Genomic DNA, 19,856 nt, shown 5'->3' with positions numbered 1-19,856 from the left:
GGGTGAACGGTGATGAAGCCCTTCTACGTCACCACCGCGATCACCTACCCCAACGGTGACCCGCACATCGGTCACGCCTACGAGTACATCGCCACCGACGCGATCGCCCGATTCCACCGGCTCGACGGATACGACGTGCGGTACCTGACCGGGACCGACGAGCACGGTCTGAAGATGGCGGAGACCGCCGCGGCCGAGGGCATCCCGACCGCGGAGCTGGCACGGCGTAACTCCGATGTCTTCGAGAACCTGCAGCGCAAGCTCAACATCTCGTTCGACCGGTTCATCCGCACCACCGACGCCGACCACCTGGAGGCCTCCAAGGCGATCTGGCAGCGCATGGTCGACGCCGGCGACATCTACCTGGACGCCTACTCCGGCTGGTACTCGGTGCGCGACGAGCGGTTCTTCACCGAGGGCGAGACACGGCTGACGGAAGACGGTTCGCGGGTGGCCGCCGAAACCGGGGCCCCGGTCACCTGGACCGAGGAGCAGACCTACTTCTTCCGCCTCTCGGCCTACGCCGAGCGGCTGATGGCACACTACGAGACGCATCCGGATTTCATCGCCCCGGAGGTGCGCCGCAACGAGGTCATCAGCTTTGTCTCCGGCGGCCTGCGCGACCTGTCGATCTCGCGCACGTCGTTCGACTGGGGCGTACCGGTGCCCGGACACCCCGACCATGTGATGTACGTGTGGGTGGACGCGCTGACCAACTATCTGACCGGGGTCGGCTACCCGGACACCGAGTCCGCGGCGTTCCGCCGGTACTGGCCGGCGGATCTGCACATGATCGGCAAGGACATCATCCGATTCCACACCGTGTACTGGCCGGCGTTTCTGATGTCGGCCGGTGTCGAACTGCCGCGCCGAGTCTTCGCGCACGGCTTCCTGCTCAACAGCGGCGAGAAGATGAGCAAGTCGGTGGGCAATGTCATCGATCCGGTCGCGTTCGTCGACAAGTACGGCGTGGACCAGGTGCGTTATTTTCTGCTGCGGGAGATCCCGTTCGGCCAGGACGGCAGCATCTCCGACGAGGCCATGATCAGCCGGGTCAACGCCGATCTGGCCAACGAACTGGGCAACCTGGCGCAGCGCTCGCTGTCGATGGTGGCCAAGAACCTGGCCGGGGTGGTGCCCGAGCCGACCGCGCCGACCGCGGACGACGCCGAGTTGCTGGCGCTGGCCGACGGCCTGCTGGACAGGGTGCGGGACGCGTTCGGCACCCAGTCCATGCACCTGGGACTCGAGGCGATCTGGCTGATGCTGGGCGCGGCCAACCGGTACTTCTCCGCCCACGAGCCGTGGAAGCTGGCCAAGAGCGAGTCCGCGGCGGACCAGGCCCGCTTCGGCACCGTCCTGTACACCACCCTCGAGGTGGTGCGGATCGCGGCGCTGCTGGTGCAGCCGGTGATGCCGGACTCGGCGGCCAAGCTGCTGGACCTGCTGGGCCAGCCCAGCGAGCAGCGGGCGTTCACCGCCGTGCCCAACCGGCTGACAGCGGGACGGCACCTGCCGCCGCCGTCCGGGGTTTTCCCGCGCCACCAGCCCTAAACGGTGCCGGCCCGGCCGCGGCGGTGAGACCGGCGAAGCCCGGCCGGTCCGTGTCACATTTTCGGGCTCCGCGGTGTCTTGAAGGCATAAGCACCTTCAACGACAGGAGCCACCCATGACCCGCATCCAGGTCGTCATCCTCGGCGGCGGCTATGCCGGCACCCTGGCCGCCAACCGACTGCGCCGGAATCCGGCCGTCGACATCACCGTGGTCAACCCGCGGCCGGTTTTCGTCGAGCGCATCCGGCTGCACCAGTACATCGCCGGCACGGGCACGGCCACCGTGGACTACTCCGAGCTGCTCGGTGACGGGATCGGGCTGCTGGTCGACTCCGCCACCGCAATCGACGCCGCGGACCGGCGCATCCGGCTGGCCTCGGGCACCGTACTGCGCTACGACTACCTCATCTACGCGGTCGGCAGCACCGGCGCGATCACCCCGGCTGTCCCCGGCGCCGCCGAATTCGCCTACTCCATGAGCGAGTTCGAGTCCGCTGCGCGGCTGCTGGCCCGACTCGACACGGTGGACCCGGAGGCCGCGGTGACGGTGGTCGGCGGCGGGCTGACCGGAATCGAGGCGGCGGCCGAGCTGGCCGCGCCGGGACGGGCGGTGACCCTGGTCTGCGGCGGGCGGCTGGGACCGTCACTGCACGCGGCGGGCCGCCACTCGGTGGCCAAGGCCCTGCGCAAGCTGGGGGTCGCGGTGCGCGAAGCCGCGGTGGTGGCCGAGGTGCGCCCCGATGCCGTGGTGCTGGACGACGGCACGGTGCTGCCCAGCGCGGTGACGGTCTGGACAGCGGGATTCGGGGTGCCGGATCTGGCTGCCACCAGTGGGCTGGCCACCGACACGCTGGGCCGGCTGCTCACCGACGAGACCCTGACCAGCGTCGACAACCCGTGGATTGTGGCGGCCGGGGACGCCGTTGCCCCCTCGGGCAGGCCACTGCGGATGAGCTGCCAGGCAGCGCTGCCGCTGGGCGCCCAGGCCGCCAACACCGTGTTGGCGCGAATCGCCGACACCGCACCGGCGGCCGTGGACCAGGCGTTCGCCGCACAATGCATCAGTGTGGGCCGCCACGCGGCGACCGTGCAGATGTCGCACCGCGACGACACCCCGATCAAGGCGTTCGCCGGCGGCCGGCTCGGCGCCGTGGTCAAGGAGGCCATCTGCCGGTCCACGGTGAAGTGGATTCGGGGTGAGGCGATCGCACCGGGCTCGTACCGTTGGATGAAGAGCGGCACCCGGACCGCCCAACCGGCACCGGGGCAGGGCCGACGAGAGGCGGCGGTGTGAAAGACGAGCACGCTGACCGGTTCACCGAGCTGCGGCCCCTGCTGTTCACCATCGCCTACGAGATTCTGGGCTCGGCGACCGAGTCCGACGATGTGTTGCAGGACAGCTATCTGCGCTGGGCCGAGGTGGACCTGGCCGGGGTCCGAGACGTCAAGGCATACCTGGCCCGGCTGGTCACCCACCAGGCCCTCAATACGCTGCGGGCCAGTAGCCGGCGCCGGGAGGAGTACGTCGGCCCGTGGCTGCCCGAACCCCTGCTGCTCACCGAGCAGGACCCCTCTTCCGACGTGGTGCTGGCCGAATCGGTGTCGATGGCCATGCTGGTGGTTCTGGAGACGCTGAGTCCCGACGAGCGGGCCGTGTTCGTGCTGCGTGAGGTGTTCGGGTTCGGCTACGACGAGATCGCGGCCGCGATCGGCAAAACCGAGACCGCGGCTCGACAGGTCGCCCACCGGGCGCGCGGCCATGTCCAGGCCCGGCGGCCGCGCTACACCCCGCTGGACCCGGCCGAGAGCGCCCGGATCACCACGGAGTTCCTGACCGCGGCGGCGGGCGGCGACCTGACGACGGTGCTGTCGATGCTGGCGCCCGACGTGGCCTGGACCGCCGACAGCGGCGGCAAGGCCACTGCGGCGCGACGACCGATCCTCGGCGCCGACAAGGTCGCCCGGACCGTCATCGGCCTGCTGCGCCAGGGTGCGCAGATGCCCGATGCGCGCGTTGACATGGGGGTCTGCAACTCCGCCCCCGCGGTGCTGCTCTACCGCGCCGACCGCCTGGAGGGCGTGTTCACCGTCGAGATCGTCGACGGGCTGATCACGAACTTCTACGCGATGCGCAACCCGGACAAGCTGGCCGCGGTGGCCGCCGCCCGCGAGATCACCCGCGGCGCGGATGTCTGACAAGCTAGTGCCGTGCGGATCGAGCGGCTCGGCGACCTAGGGGCGGCACCAGAGGTGCTGCGCGCGGTCGGCGACGCCACCGGCAGGCGGGGCCTGCCGCCGCCGGCCGCGCTGACCGGCGAGTGGTTCGGATCCCAGGCGGTGATCGCGCCGAGCGTGGCCGTCGAACCGGTCGATCCCGATTCGGTGTTCGAGCTGGCCGAACCCGTCGCCGACGCCCCGCCCGGGGCGGTGGGCGGCGGTTGGATCGGCTACCTGTCCTATCCCGACGCCGGCGCCGACGGACTGGGGCCGCGTATTCCCGAGGCCGCCGGTGGCTGGACCGACTGTGTGCTCCGGCACGATGACGAGGGCCAGTGGTGGTTCGAGAGCCTGTCCGGCGCAGCCATGCCGAGCTGGCTGGCACAGGCGCTGAGCACCCCCGCCCCGGCCCGTGATTGCCGCATCTACTGGGAGACACCGGATCGGCAGGCCCACCGCGCCGGGGTGCTGGCCTGCCTGGAGGCCATCCGGTCCGGTGAGGTGTATCAGGCCTGCGTGTGCACCCGCTTCACCGGAACCGTCACCGGCGCCCCGCTGGACTTCTTCGCCGACGCGGTGGCGCGCACCGGCCCGGCCCGGGCCGCCTATGTCGCAGGCGGCTGGGGCGCGGTGGCCTCACTGTCTCCCGAGCTGTTCCTGCGCCGACGGGGACAGGTGGTGGCCTCCAGCCCCATCAAGGGCACCCTGCCGCACTACGCCCGCCCGTCGGCGCTGCGCGCCTCAGCCAAGGATGTCGCCGAGAACATCATGATCGTGGACCTGGTCCGCAACGACCTGGGCCGGGTGGCGATCACCGGGACCGTCACCGTGCCCGAACTGCTGGCGGTGCGGCCCGCGCCGGGCGTATGGCATCTGGTGTCGACCGTTTCCGCCCGGGTGCCCGAACAGCTGAGCATGGCGGAACTGCTGGCGGCGACATTCCCGCCCGCCTCGGTGACCGGGACCCCCAAACACCGCGCCCGTCAGCTCCTTTCCACCTGGGAGCCCTCACGTCGCGGGGCCTACTGCGGCACGGTGGGATTGGCGTCACCGGTGGCCGGCGCCGAACTCAACGTGGCGATCCGCACGGTGGAGTTCGACGCCGCCGGAGGCGCGGTGCTCGGTGTCGGCGGTGGGATCACCGCGGACTCCGACGTCGACGCCGAATGGCAGGAGTGCCTGCACAAGGCCGCCCCGATCGTCGGCGCCGGTCAGTCCCGGGAACGCAGCACCGCGTCATAGAGCTCACGCCGGGACACCGGCGCTCCGGCAGCGGCGATCGCCTGCGCGCAGGCGTCCTTGACCCGCATACCGTCGGCGGTCAGCCGGTCTACCTCGGCCACCAGGGTCGGCAGGTCCGCACGCGGACTGGCACCGGCGAGCACCACGGTGATCTCCCCCAGCACCTCCCCGGACGCCCACTCGGCCAGCTCGGACAGCGTCCCGCGCAACACCTCTTCGTGGGTCTTGGTCAGCTCCCGGCACACCACCGCGCGGCGTCGCCCGCCGAGTTCGTCGACCGCGTCGCGCAGGCATTGCGCCAGCCGCCGCGGCGATTCGAAAAACACGCAGGTGCGCCGTTCGTCGGCCAGCGACGCCAGCCACGCCCGGCGCGCCGCCGGCCGGCGCGGCGCAAAGCCCTCGAAGCAGAACCGGTCCGAAGCCAGCCCGGACACCGCCAGCGCCGTCGTGACCGCCGAGGGGCCGGGCAGACACGACACCGGCAGGCCGGCCTCGGCGCAGGCGGCCACCAGGCGGTAACCCGGGTCGCTGATCAGTGGCATCCCCGCGTCGCTGACCACCAGCACCGTGGCGCCGGCCTCGATGTCGGCGAGCAGCGCCGGCACCCGAGTCGCCTCGTTGGCGTCGAACAGACTGACCACCCGGCCGGCGATCTGCACGCCGAGCGCCTTGGCCAGGGTCCGCAGCCGCCGGGTGTCCTCGGCGGCCACCACGTCAGCGCTGCGCAGCGCCTCCAGCAGGCGCGGCGAGGCGTCGGCGGGCTGGCCCAGCGGAGTGGCTCCCAGCAGCAATCGACCATCGGGCATGGCGCACAGCCTACGATCGTCTGAATGAGCGCTCCGACCGCTACGAAGCCTGCGGCCGTGCCGGAGCGCGCCGCGCCGATGATCAGTCCGGGATTGCTGGTGCCGGTCGCCGATTTCGGGCCGACCGACCGGGCCCGGGGGGTGGCGGTGACCGTGGCGGTGACGCTGTTGGCCGCGGTGACCCGCTTCGCCAACCTGCACACCCCGACCGACGCCGGAACCCCGATCTTCGACGAGAAGCACTACGCCCCGCAGGCCTGGCAGATGCTGCACAACCACGGCGTGGAGGACAATCCCGGCTACGGCCTGGTGGTGCACCCGCCGGTCGGCAAGCAGTTGATCGCGATCGGTGAGGCCCTGTTCGGCTACAACGGGCTGGGCTGGCGGTTCACCAGCGCGCTGCTCGGGGTGCTCACGATCGCCCTGCTGGTTCGGATCGTGCGGCGCATGACCCGCTCCACGCTGGCCGGCGGAATCGCCGGGCTGCTGCTGGTGGGTGACGGGGTCAGCTTCGTCGCGGCGCGCACCGCATTGCTGGACGGCTTCCTGACCTTCTTCGTGGTGAGTGCCTTCGGGGCGCTGATCGTCGACCGCGACCAGGTCCGCATGCGAATGCACACCGTGCTGACCGAGGATCGCTGCGGCGCGACGCCGTGGGGCCCGCGGCTGGGGGTGCGCTGGTGGCGGTTCGGGGCAGGCGTGCTGCTCGGGCTGGCCTGCGCCACCAAGTGGTCGGGCCTGTACTTCGTGGTGTTCTTCGGCGCCATGTCGCTGGCGTTCGATGTCGCCGCCCGCCGGCAATACCGGGTGCGGCGGCCCTGGCTGGGGACGCTGCGCCGCGACGTCTGCCCCACCGCCTACGCGATGCTGCTCATCCCGTTCGGGGTGTATCTGGCGTCCTACGCCCCGTGGTTCGCCTCCGAGACCGCGGTGGACCGCCACGCCGTCGGCCAGTCGGTCGGGTTCGAGAGCCGCTTCCCGGTGCCCGACGCCCTGCGCTCGCTGTGGCACTACACCTACCAGGCGTATCACTTCCACTCCGGGCTGACCAACAGCGCCGGTAACCACCACCCCTGGGAGTCCAAGCCGTGGACGTGGCCGATGTCGCTGCGCCCGGTGCTGTATGCGATCGACCAGCACGACGTCCCCGGCTGCGGCGCGGTGTCCTGCGTCAAGGCGGTGATGCTGGTGGGCACCCCGGCCATGTGGTGGCTGGCCGTTCCGGTGCTCGGTTACGCGTTGTGGCGCAGCCTGGTGCGCCACGACTGGCGCTACGCGGCGGCGCTGGTGGGCTACTGCGCGGGCTGGCTGCCGTGGTTCGCCGGCATCGACCGGCAGATGTACTTCTTCTATGCGGTGCCCATGGCACCGTTCCTGGCGATGCTGTTGGCGCTGATCTGCATCGACATCGTCAACAACGGCAGATCCGGCACCATGGAGCGCTGGTCGCTCGGACTGCTCGCGGTGTCGTGTTACCTGGCCCTGGTCCTGACCAACTTCGCCTGGCTGTACCCGATTCTGACCGGCGTGCCGATCTCCCCGGCCACCTGGAACATGGAGATCTGGCTGCCCAGCTGGTCGTAAAGTGTCCGCGCCAGGGAGTCGAACAGGTGTGCGATATGCTGGGCGCTGTGGCGATACCGGTACAGGAGTCGCTGTTCGACTTCAGCGAGCGTCGGGAGCTCGGCCGGGGAGCGTGGCTCGACGTCCGGCCCGGCTGGCTCAGCGATGCCAGCGCCGACCTGCTCGGCGAACTGCAGGCGGCCATTCCCTGGCGGGCGGAGCGCCGCCGGATGTACGACCGGGTGCTCGACGTACCGCGCCTGGTCAGTTTCCACGACCTGTCCGCCGGGGATGCGCCGCACCCGCTGCTGGCCAAGCTGCGCCGCCGGCTCAACGACATCTACGCCGGCGAACTGGGCGAGCCGTTCACCTCGGCGGGGCTGTGCCTCTACCGGCACGGGGGCGACAGCGTGGCCTGGCATGGCGACACACTGGGCCGCGGCGCCACCCAGGACACCATGGTGGCCATCGTCAGTGTCGGCGCCACCCGCACGCTGGCGCTGCGGCCCCGCGGCGGCGGTCAGTCGCTGCGGTTGGCCCAACACCATGGCGACCTGGTGGTGATGGGCGGTTCCTGTCAGCGCACGTGGGAGCACGCCATTCCCAAGACGGCGGCGGCCACCGGCCCACGGATCAGCATCCAGTTCCGACCCCGCGGGGTCCGCTAGTTGCGGACCGCCTCCACCGCCGCCACCAGCAGTTCACGCGCCCGGGCGGTGTCGACCGGGGTGACGGGCTTGCCCGGGTGCACCAGGGGGTTGGCGGTCACCAGCACCTGGTAGGGGCCAAAGTATGCGGCGTAGTTGTAGAGCTCGCCGACGCGGGGCTTGCCGGCCGCGACCGCCTCGATCACCCGGTGCACACCCATCGTCTTCACCCCGTCGATGTGCGGGGCCTCGACCGTCTCGATCAGCCCGCGCATCTGGCCGCCCGAGAAGCCGATCCGGCGGCAGGTGCGTCCCGGCTCGTTGACCGGAACCGGCTCGGAGGTCTCCAGCGCGATGGTGATGAACCGGTTGCCCTTGCCTTCGGCGGCCACCGCCGCCATGTTGCCCTGCACGCCCTGCGGCAACTGCTGGCTGACCGCGAACACCGAGCAGTCGGCCGGGTCGAAGGTCAGGCCCGGCGGCAGCGCGGTGCCCGCCAGCAGCTTGGGGTCGATCCCGGTGCGCGAGGTGGCCCGGACCGCGAACTCCGAACTGAAGGACGACTTCAGCTCGACCACCTTGTCGATGTCGGCGGAAACCTCCGCGGGACTCGGGCTGCAGGCAGCGAGCAGGCACACACAGCCGAGGGCCAGCACCGCACGAAGGGTCAACATCGGAGCCAATTTACCCAACGCCACCAGGGGCGATGGAAGCGGTCACCCTACGGCTTGGATCGCTTGGCGGCCAACCTCTTTGATCCGTTCGGCGGTGGCACGGTCGAACGGCAGCCGGTCGGGGCCGGGAACGTCGAGGACCGTGGTGACCACACCCGGATCGTCGCGCTGCCAATAGGCACCCAGCCGGTCGAGGATGGCCCGCATGGACGCGTTCTCCGAGAGCACCCGCGCGGTGAACTTCTCGACGCCCTCGAATCGGGCGATGACCGACACCGCTCCCATCAGATAGGTGCCGATTCCACGGCCCTGATAGATGTCGCCCACGATGAAGGCGACCTCGGCGACCGTCGGGTTTTCCGGGTCGCGGACGAATCGTCCGTCGCCGACGATCGAGCCGTCGGGCTCGGTGACCACCCACACGAAGTGATCGACGTAGTCGACCTCGAACAGGTAGTGCATCAGCGCCGGACTCGGGGTGCGGGTGGTCTGGAAGCGCCGATACAGCGTCTCGCCGGAGAATGTGACATGGCCCCCAACGGTTCGTGCACTGTCGCCGGGCAGCACCGGCCGCAGCAGCAGCTCGGCGCCTTTGCGGTCGCGCATCGGCACGGCGTCGATGTAGGCGGCCAGACGCTGCCGGGCGATGCGCACCAATCGCCCCAGCACGTCGGGCACGTGCACCATCTCGTGGAAGGCGTCCTCGTCGCCGATCCAGCCGGTCAGCGGGGTCACGGTGGTGACTGTCGCCGTCCGCAGGCCCTGGCGCAGCAGCGCGATCTCGCCGACCACCATGCCGGCGGTAACCTCGTTGACAACCACGGCGCCGTCGTCGCCGACATGCCTGACCTCGGCCGATCCCGAGGAGATCAGCAGAAACGACAGGGCCTGTTCGCCCTGGCGCATCAGCTCGGCGCCGGCGGGGGCCTCCAGTGCACGCAGCGCGGCGACCAGCGGAACCAGCTGGTCCGCCGAGCACCCGGCGAAGATCTCCATCTCCGCGAGGCCTGCGGCGGTGAACGCTCCACTCGGTGCTGTGGGCACCGGGTCGGGGTGCGACTTCGCCATGGACTGCTCCCACCTGTTCGCCTGTCCAAGGCTAGCCGGTGTGTCCGCAACGTTAATGATTTAACAATGCCGTAACGGCCAGGATTCGGCGTTGACGATCTGGGCCGATACCCTGTGGCCGCGAGAGCGACACGCGAGGAAGAGATCTCCAACATGAGCGAACTGAACCCGAAGCTGCACGACATCTACGATGAGGTGCTGCGGCGTAACCCCGGTGAGGCCGAGTTCCATCAGGCCGTTTTCGAGGTGCTCAGCAGCCTCGGGCCGGTGGTGACCAAGCACCCCGAGTACGTCAACAGCGCCGTCATCCGGCGCATGTGCGAGCCCGAGCGCCAGATCATCTTCCGCGTGCCCTGGCTCGACGACAACGGCGCGGTGCAGATCAACCGCGGGTTCCGCGTGGAGTTCAACTCGGCTCTGGGCCCCTACAAGGGCGGCCTGCGATTCCACCCCTCGGTGTACCTGGGCATCGTGAAGTTCCTGGGCTTCGAGCAGATCTTCAAGAACTCCCTGACCGGTCTGCCCATCGGCGGAGGCAAGGGCGGGTCCGACTTCGACCCCAAGGGCCGCTCCGACAACGAGATCATGCGGTTCTGCCAGTCCTTCATGACTGAGCTCTACCGCCACCTGGGTGAGTACACCGACGTCCCGGCCGGCGACATCGGCGTGGGCGGCCGGGAGATCGGCTACCTGTTCGGCCAGTACAAGCGCATCACCAACCGCTACGAGTCGGGAGTGCTGACCGGCAAGGGTCTGACCTGGGGCGGATCGCAGGTCCGCACCGAGGCCACCGGATACGGCGCGGTGTTCTTCGCCGACGAGATCCTCAAGACCTCCAAAGACTCCTTCGAGGGCAAGCGGGCCGTGGTCTCCGGCTCGGGCAACGTGGCCATCTACGCGATCGAGAAGATCCACCAGCTGGGCGGCACCGTGGTGGCCTGCTCGGACTCCAGCGGCTACATCGTCGACGAGAAGGGCATCGACCTGGAGCTGCTCAAGGAGATCAAAGAGGTCAAGCGCGAGCGGATCGAGGCCTACGCCCAGGCCCGCGGCGGCACGACGCGGTTCGTCAACGACGGGTCCATCTGGGACGTGCCCTGTCAGATCGCGGTGCCCTCGGCCACCCAGAACGAGCTCCACGACAGCCACGCCGCCACGCTGGCCCGCAACGGGTGCAAGATCGTCGCCGAAGGCGCGAACATGCCGTGCACCCCGGCCGCCGTCAAGGTGTTCAGCGAGGCCGGTGTGACCGTGGCCCCGGGTAAGGCGGCCAACGCCGGGGGCGTGGCCACCAGCGCCCTGGAGATGCAGCAGAACGCGTCGCGGGACTCGTGGAGCTTCGAGTACACCGAGCAGCGGCTGGCGGCGATCATGCAGAGCATCCACCACCGCTGCCTGGTCACCGCCGACGAGTACGGCGCCCCCGGCAACTACATCCTGGGCGCCAACATCGCCGGGTTCATCCAGGTGGCCGACGCGATGACCGCGCTGGGCCTGATCTGACGACCGTTGACTCTGCGGCTACCAGGCGATGTTCTCGCACTTGTGCCCGGTAGCCGCAGAGTCAATGTCGATTGGCCGTAGCATCGCCGGTATGAAACGGACTCTGGGCGCAGCTGTGCTCGCCGGGACCGCCGCCCTCGCCCTGCTCGGCAGCGCACCGGCCCACGCCGACGACGCCAGCTACCTCGCATCCCTCGACGCCCACGGCGTCTTTCGATCCGGTCCGCCCAACGCTCGCCTGTCCGCCGGGCACCGGTTCTGCAACCAGTTGCGCAGCGGCGCCACCGTCGACGACGTGGTGGCCAACTACGTGCGCCGGCCGTCGTTCGGCGGGCCCTCCATGGTCGATGACCTCACCACCAATCTGCGCCCGGTGATCGACATCGCCCAGCACGAACTGTGCCCTGACACCCTGCACTGATCTGCGCGCCGCGTCCCCGGCGCCGACCAGTCAGTCGGGGGCAGCGCCGTCACCCGAACGGGCCAACAACTCGTCGATCAGGGGGATGCCGATGGCACTGCCCGATGGCACCGCCGGTGCCCAGGATCCGGCGTCCAAGTCGTACTTTTCGGTCAGAAACCGCAGCCGATAGGCCTGCTGGGCACGCTCGAACGTTCGGTGGGCGATGCGTGCGTTGAGTCCGCCGTTGACCACCGCACCCAAGACCGGGACGGCTTGCGCCACCTTGTTCTTGGCAAGGCGGAATCCCAGCGCCACCCAGACCTGCTGGATCACGTTGTCGGCCTGCTGCGGCGGGATATGGCGCCACGACGCCTGCCGCATCATCTGCTGGGTCAGCCGGGACAGCGACGCCAGTGCCGCGGCCTTCTCCGCCGAGTCGCCGGCGGCACAGCAGGCGATCACCCCGGAGGCGAACGCCTGCTCGTCGGGCTCGCGGACGTCGTAACCGTAATGCGCCGCAACCAAAGCCACGATGCGCCCCATCCCCACCAGCACGGCGGTCACGTCCGCCACGACGGCTGAGGCGGCAACCGGCAAGGTGGAGCCTGCCGAGACCACGCTCGACACCGCTGAACCCGTGACCACCAGCGAGGACGCCGCGCCTTCGGCCACCGCCAAGGCGATGTAGCGCTCCCGGCGGCGGGGTACCGAACGGTCGCACATTTCCAGATCGAGACCGCGAACCTGGTCATAGGATCCGACCGAGGCGCCGTGCTCGGCGAACATGGCGAAGACGCTGTCCGGTGTGACCGAATGAAGCCCTCGTTGCACCAGCAGGGTGTGCACACCTTCGAGCGCTTTGGTGGTGAGCTGGTCCATCTTGCCGATGGCCGCCGTGGCGCCGGGGACTTGTTGCACCCCGGAACGGACTTGGGACGCTACGTCTTTGGCCCGGCCGGCGACGCCGCGCCGGAGCCCGTCGAACCATCCGGCCGGCTCGCCGCCGGTGGTCGCGTCCAGCAGCGCGTCCCATTGCGTGCGTTCGTACGGGGACATGTCCGGCTGACCAGACGGGGCCACGAGGGAAATCCTACCGGCCGCTACGGGTCGAGGAGGGGCCGGAGATCAAGCCCCATCGGTGAGTCCAGCGGGATCTCACCGGCCCCCGCTACCGCCCGGGTCAGCGGCGCCAGCGCGCGGATCATCTCGCGCAGTTCAGCCTCGGTCAGCGTGGCGTATGCCGGGGCGGCGAGCTGATCGGTCTGCTGCTCGATCTGCGCCTTGAGCCGAACACCTTCTGGCGTGAGTCCGCCGGCATCGGCTAACCCTTTGGCGCGCAGCGTGGTCACCAGCTGATTCCATTCGGCGTCGGTGAAGTCACGGGCCACCGCGTAGGTCTGCCGCGACGTCCCGGCGGCCAAGGCGTGCAACACATGCGACTCGCGGCCCTCAATCCCCGCGGCCAGAAGGGCCGCGATGTGGCCGTCGCCGCGATGTTCGCGAAGCACCGTCGCCGCGTGCCACAGCCGCGCCACGGGCTCTTCGGGCAGTGGCAGCGCATGATTCGCCGCCCCCAGAACACGGCCGGCCAGGGGTGCGGCCGCCACCGCTCGGGCGGCGAGTTCGGCCGCGCGCTCCACGTGTGGACCGTCGGCCAGGTCCGCCAGCTGGCGCCGCAACGCGGCGACGGCGCCGGCTTGGCGTGCCCGCAGGGCAGCTTCAGGCGGCGCGAAGCGCCACGCGGCGGGCAGCGCCCTGGCGACGCGTTCGTAGGCGAAGTTGTAGAACGCCGCGTGCACGACCTCGGCTCCGACCGCGCCCAGCGGCGCGGCGCGGCCCGCGAAGTAGCCCATCCAGAAGCCGCGATAGCCGGCATCGCGCAGCGCCTCCAGCGGCTCCGGCGAGAAATAGACGACGGCGTGCAGCGGCTCCAGCAGCTGCCAGGCGTCGCGCACGCCCGAGCGCGCGCCGTCCGCCGGCGGGCCTGCCGCGGTCACGGTCTGCCCGCTCGGGGAGTGATCACTGCGCGCATGGCCACCCATGGTGGCCTGCGGCGGCCGAGTGCTCAAGCGACGCGCCCTAAGCGTTCTGGCGATCCGGCGGCCCGGCAGTGGGACCGGGCTCCCGCATCGCCGGGGCGGTGTTCGATGACGACTGTCATTGACGGCTGTCAGCCAATGCTGTTAGCGTGCGGGGATGACCTCCGCCAAGGCCGTCAAAAGGACCCGAACGCCGGCCGGCGGCGTCCGCGAGACCCGCAGACTCGAGACCCGGGCCCGGCTGTTCGAGGCAGCGGTGGCCGAGATCAGCCGGTTCGGACTCGCCGGCGCGGACGTCAGCGCCATCGCCCATGCGGCGGGGGTGGCGCGGGGCACCTTCTACTTTCACTTTCCGACCAAAGAACACGTGCTGCTGGAATTGCGCCGCAACGAAGAGAGCAGAATCGTCGACGAACTGCGCACCGCACAGACCGGCTGCAACGAGTTGACCGCGGTGCTCTCCCTGGTGGCCGATCGCGTCCTGGACGCCGAGCAGCGGCTGGGCGAAGTCATCTTCCGGGACATGCTGGGCATGCAGTTCTCGACGACGCGGCCGACCGACGATCAACTGACCGAGCACCCCCTGGTGGGGTTCGTGACCGCCACGATCGCCGCGGCACAGGCAGCGGGATCCGTTCCGGCACAAGCCGACACCACCGAGCTGGGCGTCTTCTTCCTGACGGGGCTGTTTGCCTTGCTCGCCACCGGGGCGCATGACTCCCCCACCGCGGATGCCCTGTTCCGCCGGTATGTGACGACGATCGTCAAAGGAATGGAGAAACGATGAACAACACCGGTATCGAGGGCTACCGTGAGTACCTGCGCCGGCGTGATGGTGAAGCCGATCTGCTGAACCGGCGCCTGGCCAACCGGGAGGCCTTCTTCAACGACCTTGAGGCGCATCCGGTTCGGTCTCGCCACGTTGCCGACCCGGACGTCTTCGTGCGCAACCTGCGCCGCCGCCGGCCCGAGGCCGGCTTGGACCCCAAGATGCTGTTCCTGCTGGCCACCGCCAAACTGAACCAGACCGAACGATTCGGCGTCGGCCTGGGCGAGACCTACGGGCTCAACAGTGACAAAGAACTGCCCCCCGAGCGGGTTTATCTGGAACTCGAGGAGCACTACCACACGCGGCTGCTGGCCTACGTTCTCGACATCTTCGATCTGACCTTCCAGGTGGTGCCGCCCGTCTTCGTGATGCGCCAGTTCGTCAAGATCGCGGTGTTTCTGCCGGAGCGGTGGGGCGCCATGTTCGTCGGCGCGGCAGAGATGGCCGGCTGCGTCATGTTCTACGAGTTGCGCCGGATCGGCAACGAGCTGTTCGCCGACGAACCCGAGGTACAAGAGCGCATCGACCGGCTCTACGGCGAGATCCTGACCGACGAAGTGGGACACGTCGGCTACTGCGCCTCACGGTGCAGCGCTGCCGAACGCGCCATCATGCGGCGGCTGTACCCGCGCATCGGGATGCTGCTGGCCAGACAGACCGCTGAGATCAGCCGATTGATGGACCCGAAGTGGCTGCGCGCGCGCCTGAACCGCCCCTTCGATGTGGACGAACTCACCACTGGGCTGAGCAACGAGACCTACCTCGTCGCGCACCCCTAGACACCGGCGCCATTCCCGGGCCGTCCCCAGCGGACTCCGGGTTAGTGCTCTAAAGTCTCCCGTATTCGCCGCCGGACATGGCGCGTCCCTGATCACGGCTTGCCGCGTGCCGGTACCGACCCGACTGGAGTGCCGCCCGTGATTCTCGAAGACGTCAAAAAAGCCATGCGCCGCACGGGCATGCGTCCGATGCCCAGGTGGCGCGGCACATCGCCGATCGATCTGCGCGGCAAGCGCGTTCTTTTGACCGGGGCATCCTCAGGGATCGGCGCAGTCGCCGCCCGCAAGCTGGCCGCCGAGGGGGCCACCGTGTTCGCCGTCGCCCGGCGCGGCGACCTGCTGGACGACGTCGTGGCACAGATCTGCGCCGCGGGCGGCGACGCCACCGCCATACGGGCCGATCTGGCCGATCTGGACCAGGTCGATGCCGTCGTCGAGCAGGTTTCGCACGTCGACATTCTGATCAACAATGCCGCCAGGTCCATCCGGCGGCCGCTGATCGAATCGCTGGACCGCTGGCACGACGTCGAGCGCGTGATGGCGCTCAACTACTACGCCCCGCTGCGACTCATCCGGGGCCTGGCTCCGGGAATGATCGAGCGCGGTGACGGGCATGTGATCAACATCGCGACCTGGCGCGTGCTGCCGGAGTCGTCGCCGATGTTCGCCGTGTACAACGCCTCCAAGGCGGCGTTGAGCGCCGTGAGCCGTGTCATCGACACCGAGTGGGGCCGCGCCGGCGTGCACTCCACGACCATCTACTACCCGTTGGTGGCGACGCCGATGATCGCGCCGACCCGTGCCTACGACGGACTCGCCGCACTCACCGCCGAGGAGACCGCTGACTGGATGGTCACCGCCTGCAAGCTGCGGCCGATCCGCATCGCGCCGCGCAAAGCGCTCGCGCTGCGCGCCGTCGACGTGGTCGCACCGCGCGTCCTCAACACCATCCTGGGACGCGAGACCGACCGGCTCAACGCCCGGGCCGGCGCGCTCGGCCAGCAGAAGCCGCCGGCCGGCCACAAGGACACAGCGCAATGACGACACCTGGCCGACGGCCCGAGAACCTGCTGCTGGGCGCGGGTTTGACCACAGCCGCCTTCTTCTGTGTGGCTCTGGTCGGGGCGTTGGCCAAGGTTTCCGGCCAGTACACCTCGACCGGTGTGCTGCTGCTGTCGCAGAACTTCGTCGGGTTGTTGTTCGTGATCCCGGTCGCGGTGCGAGGCGGCTGGTCGTTCGTGCGCACCGATCGAATCGGCCTGCACGTGCTGCGCTCCGCCGCCGGAACCGGGTGCTGGTACGCCCTGTTCTTCGCCATCGGGCATATCCCGCTGGCCAACGCCACGCTGCTCACCTACAGCGCGCCGCTGTGGATGCCGCTGATCGCCTGGGCCGTTTCACGGCAACGAGTTTCGGCGCTGACCTGGACGGGCGCAGGCCTCGGCTTCCTCGGGGTGATGTTGGTGCTGCAACCGCAGGCGGCCAGCTTCAGTATGGGCGAGCTGTCCGCACTCGCGGGTGCGCTGTTCCTGGCGATCGCCATGATGACGGTGCGGTGGCTCGGTGCCACCGAACCGATGGCGCGAGTGCTGTTCTATTACTTCCTGCTCTCCACGCTCATGGCGGTGCCGTTCGCCGTCGCAGATTGGCGGCCGCTGCCGGCCGGTGTCTGGATCTGGCTGGCGGCGCTGGGATTCGCCCAGGTGTTCTCGCAGGTGTTGATCGTGCTGGCCTACCGCTACGCCCCGGCGGAGAAGGTCGGTCCGTGTATCTACTCGGTGATCGTGTTCACCGCCCTGATCGACTGGATCGTCTGGCACCACCCGCCGGCCCTGGTCACCTACGCGGGCATGGCACTGGTGATCGGCGGGGGCCTGATCGCCGTGCAGGCCAGGGCCGCCGCGCCCCAGATCGCGCCCGCCCCACCGGCGGCAGGTGACGGCAGCGTCCCGGCGGTGCCGGAGCGCGACCCGTTGCCGCAGCAGTGAGCCGGGACTGCCACGGGGCCCGTCGCCGTACCGGATCAGCCGCAGGACTGTAACGACCGGCAAACGGTTTCGTCGTGCCGCCCCAAATCGGCGATGGGCACTCGACCGCCCGTGCTACTAATGGCACCGTGACCGACCTGCACCGATCGTCACCGATGCTGCCCGAGTGGAGCACGCCCAGCATGGAACGGGGCTCGCATCGGCGTCCGCATCAGGCCGGTGCCCACCGGATCGGAAACGAGGCGATTCGCCGGCCTCCACGGCATTACCCCATCTCCGAGATCCTGCACATTCCGGATCTGCCCGCGCCGCGAAAACCCGCACCGGCCTCCGGCTGGCGCCGACTCGTCTATGCGGCCTCCTTCCGCGGCATCAATGTGGGGGAATCCCGGGTCGAACAGCGTTTCCGCGCACTGCGCGATCAGATTCGTCGGAATATGCCCAAACACTTGGTAGTCGGCGTGGTCTCGGGTAAAGGCGGCGTCGGCAAGACCACGCTGGCCACCTGTATCGGCGGCATTCTCCGGGAATGCCGCTCGGACAACGTGGTGGCGATCGACGCCGCACCGGGCTTCGGGACATTGGCCGACCGGATCGATTCCAGCGCCCCTGACGGCTACACCGAGATCATCTCCAAAACTGCGGTGGCAGGCTACACCGATATCCGGGAACATCTCGGCCAGAACAACATCGGTCTGGATGTGCTGTCGGGCAATCAGACTTCCGACCAGCCTCGTCCACTGGTGCCCTCGATGCTGAACGAGGCGCTGGGCCGCCTGCGCCGCACGCACCAGATCGTCCTGATCGATACGTCGGACAACCTGGAGCATCCGGTGATGAGGGCGGTGTTCAACTCCTGCGACGCCTTGATCTTTGTGTCCGGGCTCACCGGCGACACCGCAATGCCGGTCGCGCGTGCCATCGATCTGCTGCGCGCCATGGACTACGACGACCTGCTGGCGCGTTCGATGGTCATCCTCAACAACAGCCGCAAGCACGCCACTGCGAATGCCCGAGACTACTTGACCGATCTGTTCATCGAAGCCGAGATCCACGCCGAGTACATGCCGTATGACCCGCACCTTGCCAAAGGCGGCATTATCGATACGCAGTCCGCGCTTCGCCCGCAGAGCCGGCTACGACTGTTCGAGATAACCGCGGCGCTGGCGGATCAAAATGCGCGCAGAGCCGATCGGCTGAGCGACCTGGGCTGGACGATCTGAACTACTCGAACTCTGTGGAGCTAAGGGGAATCGAACCCCTGACCTTCTCGATGCGAACGAGACGCGCTACCAACTGCGCTATAGCCCCTGACCGGTAGGAGATTACCAGCCCCCGCCCGGACCTCTGAAACCGAGACCTACTGACCGGATGCGCGCGGCAGGTCGCCCCGCCAGTCGTAGCGGCCGCCGCTGGACGCGTACTCCAGGTGCTCGAAGACCGGGTCCTCGTCGTCGATCTCCAGCACCGCCACGCCCGGTCGCCGCAGCCGTGACGGCACCACCTCGAACGCGCCGGTGTGAGCGCCCTCGCGCTGCATGCGCGGCCGGTCGGCGCGCCGTGCGCGCCGCGCCCGCACCTGCTGTTCGATACGGGTCTGGCGACGCAGGTAGGCCAGATAGACCACGGTTGCTCCCGCCGCGCCCCCGCAGATCCACCAGGCGCTGGGCGCCACGGTGAAGGCGGTGAGGGCCGAGAGCACCAGGACCACCGCCAGCGACATCAACGCCCGCTTGCGGAACTCGTACTTGCGCGCGCTGACTGCCGCCGCGGTGTCGATACGGGGCCGCCGGGCCCGCGCGGACACCCCGGAAACGCCCGGTCGCCGCGGCTCTGCCTCAGGTTCCAGCCCGGAGGTGTCCTCGACGTATTCGTACTCGTAACCCTCGGCATCGGCTTCTGCATCGGCTTCCGCCTCGGCGTCGGCCTCGTAGTCAGTCTCGGCGACAGCCTCGGCGTCGGCCCCGGCCTCATCGTCGGCCTCGTACTCAGGCTCGTATTCGGCCGCCGGCTCGGGCGGAGCTTCGGTTTCGGCCATGACGCCGGCCTCTGCGGCCTCGTCGGCCTGCGCTTCGGTGGCCGCCTGCGCCAGCTCGCCGGCATCGTCGCTGATGACGTCGACGTCCAGGTAGTCCAGCTCGGTCTGTTCACCGACCCGGTGCTCGGCGGCGACGAACACCGCCGCCGCGGCGACGAATACCCGAGAACCGCTCTCGGCGGGCGCGGTGTCGACGTCATCGACATCATCGATGTCGTCGATGTCGTCGGCCTCGTCGACACCGCTGTGCTGCCAGTGCGGGTCGCTGCGGTGCCCGGCTGCCGGACCGCCCCGCTTGAGCAGGCGGGCACTGGACCCGCTGGTCAGGACCCTGGTCGCCAACGCCACGTCACTGGTTCGACGCACCGCGTCACGCTTGCTGACCAGCATCGGCACCAGTACGAACAGCCAGAGAACGACCAGTGAGATCCAGAGCAATGATTGTGGGATGCTGGGCATGGTTGGCCTGCTCCTTTCCGAGCCAAGGCTAGGTGTGGGAGCCACAC

The 19,856-nt window shown here is 69.2% G+C and carries 19 protein-coding genes and 1 tRNA gene; 13 read left to right on the top strand and 7 right to left on the bottom strand.

The genetic code is table 11. The features are described from left to right. Positions 1-12: 12 nt before the first annotated feature. The 4 genes from metG (at position 13) to G6N14_RS02305 (ending at position 5,013) form a co-directional block, all read left to right on the top strand. Positions 13-1,554: a methionine--tRNA ligase gene (gene metG / locus G6N14_RS02320; RefSeq protein WP_085135554.1), complete on the top strand. Its 1,542-nt coding sequence runs from the start codon at positions 13-15 to the stop codon at positions 1,552-1,554. Positions 1,555-1,669: 115 nt separating this feature from the next. Next, positions 1,670-2,848, top strand: a complete 1,179-nt coding sequence (locus G6N14_RS02315; protein ID WP_085135555.1) for an NAD(P)/FAD-dependent oxidoreductase — start codon at positions 1,670-1,672, stop codon at positions 2,846-2,848. Then, positions 2,845-3,750: an RNA polymerase sigma-70 factor gene (locus G6N14_RS02310; protein WP_085135556.1), complete on the top strand. Its 906-nt coding sequence runs from the start codon at positions 2,845-2,847 to the stop codon at positions 3,748-3,750. Before G6N14_RS02315 ends, G6N14_RS02310 begins: the two co-directional genes overlap by 4 nt. Positions 3,751-3,762: 12 nt before the next feature. Then, positions 3,763-5,013 (top strand): aminodeoxychorismate synthase component I, encoded by a 1,251-nt coding sequence (locus tag G6N14_RS02305; RefSeq protein WP_085135557.1) that lies wholly within the window; start codon positions 3,763-3,765, stop codon positions 5,011-5,013. Here G6N14_RS02305 and rsmI read toward each other — a convergent pair. After that, positions 4,983-5,819 (bottom strand): 16S rRNA (cytidine(1402)-2'-O)-methyltransferase, encoded by an 837-nt coding sequence (gene rsmI, locus G6N14_RS02300; RefSeq protein ID WP_085135558.1) that lies wholly within the window; start codon positions 5,817-5,819, stop codon positions 4,983-4,985. The genes G6N14_RS02305 and rsmI overlap by 31 nt on opposite strands. Positions 5,820-5,843: 24 nt before the next feature. On the opposite strand from rsmI, the gene G6N14_RS02295 reads away from it, so the two are divergent. Together G6N14_RS02295 and G6N14_RS02290 are read left to right on the top strand one after the other, a co-directional pair. Beyond that, on the top strand, positions 5,844-7,403 hold the full coding sequence (locus G6N14_RS02295; protein WP_085135559.1) for a dolichyl-phosphate-mannose--protein mannosyltransferase: 1,560 nt from the start codon (positions 5,844-5,846) through the stop codon (positions 7,401-7,403). Between the two features lie 47 nt (positions 7,404-7,450). Further along, on the top strand, positions 7,451-8,050 hold the full coding sequence (locus G6N14_RS02290) for an alpha-ketoglutarate-dependent dioxygenase AlkB (protein ID WP_179960797.1): 600 nt from the start codon (positions 7,451-7,453) through the stop codon (positions 8,048-8,050). Here the strand turns inward: G6N14_RS02290 and G6N14_RS02285 are convergent. Continuing rightward, the gene (locus G6N14_RS02285; RefSeq protein ID WP_085135561.1) at positions 8,047-8,703 is read right to left on the bottom strand and encodes a DUF5642 family protein; all 657 of its coding nucleotides are present in this window, start codon (positions 8,701-8,703) and stop codon (positions 8,047-8,049) included. The genes G6N14_RS02290 and G6N14_RS02285 overlap by 4 nt on opposite strands. A 42-nt stretch (positions 8,704-8,745) precedes the next feature. Further along, complete coding sequence (locus tag G6N14_RS02280) at positions 8,746-9,699, bottom strand: acetyltransferase Pat (protein WP_163787290.1); 954 nt, start codon at positions 9,697-9,699, stop codon at positions 8,746-8,748. Positions 9,700-9,924: 225 nt separating this feature from the next. Between G6N14_RS02280 and gdhA the strand changes: the two genes are divergently transcribed. Beyond that, positions 9,925-11,274 carry an NADP-specific glutamate dehydrogenase gene (gene gdhA, locus G6N14_RS02275; RefSeq protein ID WP_085135613.1) on the top strand — a complete coding sequence of 450 codons (1,350 nt, stop codon included), beginning with the start codon at positions 9,925-9,927 and terminating at the stop codon, positions 11,272-11,274. A gap of 91 nt (positions 11,275-11,365) precedes the next feature. Further along, entirely contained in the window at positions 11,366-11,695 is a 330-nt protein-coding gene (locus tag G6N14_RS02270) for a DUF732 domain-containing protein (protein ID WP_085135563.1), read from the top strand. A gap of 30 nt (positions 11,696-11,725) precedes the next feature. Here the strand turns inward: G6N14_RS02270 and G6N14_RS02265 are convergent, their stop codons facing one another. Together G6N14_RS02265 and G6N14_RS02260 are read right to left on the bottom strand one after the other, a co-directional pair. Further along, positions 11,726-12,757 (bottom strand): EcsC family protein, encoded by a 1,032-nt coding sequence (locus tag G6N14_RS02265; RefSeq protein WP_133054909.1) that lies wholly within the window; start codon positions 12,755-12,757, stop codon positions 11,726-11,728. Between the two features lie 20 nt (positions 12,758-12,777). Beyond that, positions 12,778-13,746 carry an SCO6745 family protein gene (locus G6N14_RS02260; RefSeq protein ID WP_234808905.1) on the bottom strand — a complete coding sequence of 323 codons (969 nt, stop codon included), beginning with the start codon at positions 13,744-13,746 and terminating at the stop codon, positions 12,778-12,780. A gap of 127 nt (positions 13,747-13,873) precedes the next feature. Here G6N14_RS02260 and G6N14_RS02255 point away from each other — a divergent pair, with 127 nt between their 5' ends. From G6N14_RS02255 to G6N14_RS02235, 5 genes are all read left to right on the top strand, one after another. Further along, positions 13,874-14,503, top strand: coding sequence for a TetR/AcrR family transcriptional regulator (locus tag G6N14_RS02255; protein WP_085135565.1), 630 nt, complete (start codon positions 13,874-13,876; stop codon positions 14,501-14,503). Next, a complete protein-coding gene (locus G6N14_RS02250; RefSeq protein ID WP_085135566.1) occupies positions 14,500-15,324 on the top strand; it encodes a hypothetical protein in 825 nt (274 codons plus the stop codon). The genes G6N14_RS02255 and G6N14_RS02250 overlap by 4 nt, the downstream gene beginning before the upstream one ends. A gap of 141 nt (positions 15,325-15,465) precedes the next feature. Then, a complete protein-coding gene (locus G6N14_RS02245) occupies positions 15,466-16,365 on the top strand; it encodes an SDR family oxidoreductase (RefSeq protein ID WP_085135615.1) in 900 nt (299 codons plus the stop codon). Further along, positions 16,362-17,312, top strand: coding sequence for a DMT family transporter (locus G6N14_RS02240; RefSeq protein WP_085135567.1), 951 nt, complete (start codon positions 16,362-16,364; stop codon positions 17,310-17,312). Before G6N14_RS02245 ends, G6N14_RS02240 begins: the two co-directional genes overlap by 4 nt. A 155-nt stretch (positions 17,313-17,467) precedes the next feature. Beyond that, positions 17,468-18,535, top strand: a complete 1,068-nt coding sequence (locus G6N14_RS02235; protein ID WP_085135616.1) for a MinD/ParA family ATP-binding protein — start codon at positions 17,468-17,470, stop codon at positions 18,533-18,535. 15 nt (positions 18,536-18,550) lie between these two features. Here G6N14_RS02235 and G6N14_RS02230 read toward each other — a convergent pair. Next, a tRNA-Ala gene (locus tag G6N14_RS02230) sits at positions 18,551-18,623 on the bottom strand. A gap of 49 nt (positions 18,624-18,672) precedes the next feature. Next, entirely contained in the window at positions 18,673-19,809 is a 1,137-nt protein-coding gene (gene sepX, locus G6N14_RS02225) for a divisome protein SepX/GlpR (protein ID WP_085135568.1), read from the bottom strand. Between the last annotated feature and the right edge of the window lie 47 nt (positions 19,810-19,856).

It is taken from the genome of Mycolicibacter hiberniae, from assembly GCF_010729485.1.
In the GTDB taxonomy this organism is placed as follows: domain Bacteria; phylum Actinomycetota; class Actinomycetes; order Mycobacteriales; family Mycobacteriaceae; genus Mycobacterium; species Mycobacterium hiberniae.
This window is presented reverse-complemented; position numbering and strand designations above follow the sequence as displayed.

What these genes read in the sequence shown, in the direction of transcription:
- G6N14_RS02240 (WP_085135567.1), top strand. Translation starts at nt 16,362, where the DNA reads ATGACGACACCTGGCCGACGGCCCGAGAACCTGCTGCTGGGCGCGGGT.
- rsmI (WP_085135558.1), bottom strand. Translation starts at nt 5,819, where the DNA reads ATGCCCGATGGTCGATTGCTGCTGGGAGCCACTCCGCTGGGCCAGCCC.
- G6N14_RS02315 (WP_085135555.1), top strand. Translation starts at nt 1,670, where the DNA reads ATGACCCGCATCCAGGTCGTCATCCTCGGCGGCGGCTATGCCGGCACC.
- G6N14_RS02285 (WP_085135561.1), bottom strand. Translation starts at nt 8,703, where the DNA reads ATGTTGACCCTTCGTGCGGTGCTGGCCCTCGGCTGTGTGTGCCTGCTC.
- G6N14_RS02235 (WP_085135616.1), top strand. Translation starts at nt 17,468, where the DNA reads ATGCTGCCCGAGTGGAGCACGCCCAGCATGGAACGGGGCTCGCATCGG.
- G6N14_RS02295 (WP_085135559.1), top strand. Translation starts at nt 5,844, where the DNA reads ATGAGCGCTCCGACCGCTACGAAGCCTGCGGCCGTGCCGGAGCGCGCC.
- G6N14_RS02280 (WP_163787290.1), bottom strand. Translation starts at nt 9,699, where the DNA reads ATGGAGATCTTCGCCGGGTGCTCGGCGGACCAGCTGGTTCCGCTGGTC.
- G6N14_RS02255 (WP_085135565.1), top strand. Translation starts at nt 13,874, where the DNA reads ATGACCTCCGCCAAGGCCGTCAAAAGGACCCGAACGCCGGCCGGCGGC.
- G6N14_RS02270 (WP_085135563.1), top strand. Translation starts at nt 11,366, where the DNA reads ATGAAACGGACTCTGGGCGCAGCTGTGCTCGCCGGGACCGCCGCCCTC.
- sepX (WP_085135568.1), bottom strand. Translation starts at nt 19,809, where the DNA reads ATGCCCAGCATCCCACAATCATTGCTCTGGATCTCACTGGTCGTTCTC.
- gdhA (WP_085135613.1), top strand. Translation starts at nt 9,925, where the DNA reads ATGAGCGAACTGAACCCGAAGCTGCACGACATCTACGATGAGGTGCTG.
- metG (WP_085135554.1), top strand. Translation starts at nt 13, where the DNA reads ATGAAGCCCTTCTACGTCACCACCGCGATCACCTACCCCAACGGTGAC.
- G6N14_RS02250 (WP_085135566.1), top strand. Translation starts at nt 14,500, where the DNA reads ATGAACAACACCGGTATCGAGGGCTACCGTGAGTACCTGCGCCGGCGT.